This window comes from Bradyrhizobium sp. (assembly GCF_049798375.1).
GTDB lineage: Bacteria > Pseudomonadota > Alphaproteobacteria > Rhizobiales > Xanthobacteraceae > Bradyrhizobium.
Map to the genome: position 1 here is coordinate 1 of NZ_JBARGP010000209.1, position 4,153 is coordinate 4,153.

4 protein-coding genes are annotated in these 4,153 nt (G+C 62.1%); 3 read left to right on the forward strand and 1 reads right to left on the reverse strand.

Translation table 11 applies throughout. From position 1 onward, the window contains the following. The coding region (locus WA702_RS09030; RefSeq protein WP_425110178.1) for a dicarboxylate/amino acid:cation symporter at window positions 1-966 on the forward strand (966 nt) is incomplete at its 5' end. A 34-nt stretch (window positions 967-1,000) separates the two neighbouring features. Beyond that, window positions 1,001-1,903, forward strand: a complete 903-nt coding sequence (locus WA702_RS09035) for an amino acid ABC transporter substrate-binding protein (protein ID WP_425110181.1) — start codon at window positions 1,001-1,003, stop codon at window positions 1,901-1,903. Window positions 1,904-2,244: 341 nt separating this feature from the next. On the opposite strand, the gene WA702_RS09040 is transcribed toward WA702_RS09035, so the two are convergent. Beyond that, a complete protein-coding gene (locus tag WA702_RS09040; RefSeq protein WP_425110179.1) occupies window positions 2,245-3,078 on the reverse strand; it encodes an ATP-grasp domain-containing protein in 834 nt (277 codons plus the stop codon). 386 nt (window positions 3,079-3,464) lie between these two features. Here WA702_RS09040 and WA702_RS09045 point away from each other — a divergent pair. Next, on the forward strand, window positions 3,465-4,153 hold a 689-nt coding region (locus tag WA702_RS09045; protein ID WP_425110180.1), incomplete at its 3' end, for a ferredoxin--NADP reductase.

The window sequence follows — 4,153 nt, forward strand, 5'->3', positions numbered from 1 at the left end:
GGCACCCTGCCGGACAAGGGCCAGTCGACCGGGCTGCCGGTCTCCGCCTTCTCGGTGGAGAAATTCCTCACCCATCTGATCCCGACCTCGATCGCGGACGCGATGGCGCAGAACGAGATCCTGCAGATCGTGATCTTCGCGGTGTTCTTCTCGGTCGCGATGGGCGCCTTGCCCGAACGCTCCAAGCAGCTGCTGTCGCTGATCGACGATATCGGCCACATCATGCTGAAGGTGACGAGCTATGTGATGAAGTTCGCACCGATCGCGGTGTGGGCCGCGATCACCGCCACCGTCGCCAAGAATGGGCTTGGCGTGCTGTGGAAGCTCATCGTGTTCATGGGCGGCTTCTACTTCTCGCTGTTCATCCTGTGGGGCATCCTGGTCGTGGTCGGCTTCGTCGTGATCGGGCCGCGCTACAGCCATCTGCTGCGGCTGATCCGTGAGCCGCTGATGATCGCGTTCTCGACCGCGAGCTCGGAGGCGGCCTATCCGAAGACGTTGGAGGGGCTGAACAAGTTCGGCGCCTCGCAGCGGATCTCGAGCTTTGTGCTGCCGCTCGGTTATTCCTTCAATCTCGACGGCACGATGATGTACTGTACCTTCGCATCGATCTTCATCGCGCAAACCTACAAGGTCGAGATGTCGCTCGGCACCCAGCTCGCGATGCTGGCGACCCTGATGATCACCTCCAAGGGCGTCGCCGGCGTGCCGCGCGCCTCGCTGGTGGTGATCGCCTCGACCTTGTCGCAGTTCAACATTCCCGAGGCCGGCCTGCTGATGATCATGGGCATTGACACCTTCCTCGACATGGGCCGCAGCGCCACCAACGTGATCGGCAACACGCTGGCGACCTCCGTGGTCGCGAAGTGGGAGGGCGAGCTCGGGCCGGAGCACGCGCTCGGACCGAGCGACGTGGTCCCGCCGAGCATGATTCCAGGTGAAGTGCCGGTCATGGCCGGTCACTGAGGGAACGCATCGGATGCGCCAGCCCGCAAACAGGATGCTCGCAGCGTGCGGTGTGTTGCTGGCCGTCTGCTGTCCCGTCTCCTTCGCCGCCGCACAGGGCGGCGAAGGGCTCTCGCCGACGCTGGCCGCGATCAAGGCCAGCCATGTCGTGCATCTCGGCTATCGCGAGAGCTCGCCGCCGTTCTCCTTCCTCGATCAGGCCAACCGGCCGATCGGCTACAGCCTCGAACTGTGCGAGGCCGTCGTCGACGAGATCGGCGTCGAGGTCGACGAGCCCGCCTTGCGCATCGACTATGTCAAAGTGACATCGGACGATCGCATTGCTGCAGTGACGCAGGGCAAGATCGATCTGGAATGCGGCTCGACCACCGCCAATGCCGAGCGCGCCAAGCAGGTCGCGTTCTCGCCACTGATGTTTGTCGCCGGCACCAAGCTGATGGTACCGAAGGCCTCCGGCATTACGGCCGTGACGGACCTGAAAGGCCGGAACGTGGTGTTGACCAAGGGCACCACCAATGAGCAGGCAATGCATAATGCCGACAAGAAGTTCTCGCTCGGTCTGAATGTCGTCACCGCTGATGACCACGAGCAGTCCTACCAGATGCTGGTCAAGGGCAAGGCCGATGCGTTCGCCACCGATGATATCCTGCTCTCGGGCCTGATCGCGCGACACAAGTCGCAGGACAAGTTTCGTGTCACCGGCGATTACCTGTCCTACGACCCCTACGGCATCATGTTCCGCAAGGGCGAGCCGCAACTCGCCGCCGTCGTGGAGCGTGCTTTCCGTAAGCTCGGCTCCAATCACGACCTGATTCCGCTCTACAACAAATGGTTCGTCAGCCGGCTGCCCACCGGCGAGAAACTCAACGTCCCGATCTCGCCGCAGCTCGAGGAAGCCTTCCACGTGCTCGACGAAAGCCCGAGCGCGACCGAGTGAAGTGCCCTTATGGGCCATAGCTTTCGCGGCTCACTCTGTCGTCGTCCCGGCCAAGCGAAGCGCGCGCCGGGACCATAACCACCGAGGCCGGTGGTCATGATACGCTGTAGCTCCAGCCTGCTTCAACAATCCAGGCCGGTGGTTATAGGTCCTGGCGTTCGCCGGGACGACGACGGAATGTGCGGATGCCGCAGCGGTCAGTTTTAGATCGTGAGTCGTAGGATAGGCAAAGCGCAGCCGGATCCATCGGACCTCAGGTGGTGTGGTAAAACGGATTCCGGGTTTGCGCTTCGCGCGCCCCGGAATGACGAAAGGGGAGCTGTTGTCGTCTCAGGTGCGGTTCATGCGAACATCTTGTCCAGCGCCGCCGTGTAGACCGCCCGGACGTGCTCGGGATATTGCTGGCCGAGCCGCTCCATCACGACACCGGAATTGATCTCGAGCACCTGCCAGCGATCATGCACGCGCACCACATCGACGGATGCGAAGCGGATGCCGAGTGCGTCGGTGGCTGCGATCGCCAGCGCCACGCAGGCGTCGCGGCTCTCGCCGTCATCGAGCACGATTGCCCGCGCGCCGAATTCCATATTGTGACGCCAGTTCAATAGGCGCCGCTCGCCCAACGCGACGATCGCATCGAGTTCATTATCGTCGGTCTCGATATGCAGATTGTCGATCAGCTGCACATGCCGCTCGGGCGGAGTGACCGCGAGCGCAAGCTCGCGAAACGACTGCCTGCCGTCGCCGACGACCACGATCCGCTGCTTGGCGTAAGCCAGCTGTGGCGTGCCATCGAGCAGCACGACCCGGACCTCGTCGTCGATGTCGAGATAAGGCGCGATCGCGACGCTCATGTTTGCTGCGAAAACCGCGTCGGCGGCGCGCGCGAGCGCGTCACGGGTCGTCGCCCGGACCACGAGACGACCCGACGTGCCTTCGTTGGGCTTGACCACGAGACCATGGGGATGGGCGTCGAGCAGTTTGAGCATCGGCGCCAGCGGCGCGCGCGGCCCCGCCTGCGGGCCGAGGAAGAACGCATGTGGAACGCAGGCGATGCCCGACAGGGCCAGCAGCTCGGCCGTGGCGGATTTGTCGCTGGCTATTCGGTGCGCGACGGCACTGTTGAGGCCGAGGTCGTAACCCAGAACCAGACGGCGATCGCTGCCGCGGTCCATGACCAACAGCCAACCGTCGGCGCGGATATCCAGCGCGATGCCGCGCTCGGCGCAATACCGCTTGGTAATCTCAAAAAGGAGCCGCGGGTGGTTAATCATTGCCTAACGATTGCGCGCTCGTTGCGGAATTTAAGTGCTGGAGAAGGGACATCTCCGTAACTAAATTACGGGAGATTGTTCGTATACAAACGAATTGCCCAAACCGTGGACGATCCTAATTTGGCATGCATTTGAACGCGATCAATTGTGCGTTGCAGCGGGTTGATTATCTCTCATTTTCGTTTACTTGAAAGCCGGAATTCGCGAGACGTAACAGGGACTTCTGCCGCCCCTGCTCAAGACGAGATGTTTCTTCCAACTTCCAGCCAAGTGAAAAAACAAACGACATGAGCGCGTTCTATCGAGAGAAAGTTCTTGCTGTCCAGCATTGGACGGACACCCTCTTCTCCTTCCGTGCCACCCGCGACGCCGGCTTCCGTTTCCAGAACGGCCAGTTCGCCATGATCGGCCTCGAGGTCGAGGGTCGGCCGCTGCTCCGTGCCTACAGCATGGCGAGCGCCAATCACGAGGAGGAGCTGGAGTTCTTCAGCATCAAGGTGCAGGACGGTCCGCTGACCTCCCGCCTGCAGAAGATCAAGGAAGGTGACACCATTCTGGTCGGCCGCAAGGCCACCGGCACCTTGATCTGCGACAATCTCCTGCCCGGCAAACGCCTGCTGTTGCTGTCGACCGGTACCGGCCTGGCGCCGTTCGCGAGCCTGATCAAGGACCCCGAGGTCTATGATCAGTTCGAGCAGATCGTGCTGGTCCATGGCTGCCGCCAGGTCGCCGAGCTCGCCTATGGCGAGACCGTGGTCGAGAAGCTGCGCGAGGACGAGCTGTTCGGGCCGTTGCTGTCCGAGAAGCTGTTCTACTATCCGACCGTGACGCGCGAGCCGTTCCGTAACCGCGGCCGCATCACCGACCTGATCTCCTCCGAACAGATATTCAACGATCTCGGCCAGCCGCCGCTCGATATCGAGACCGACCGCATCATGATGTGCGGCAGCCCGGGGATGCTGGAAGAGCTGAAGAT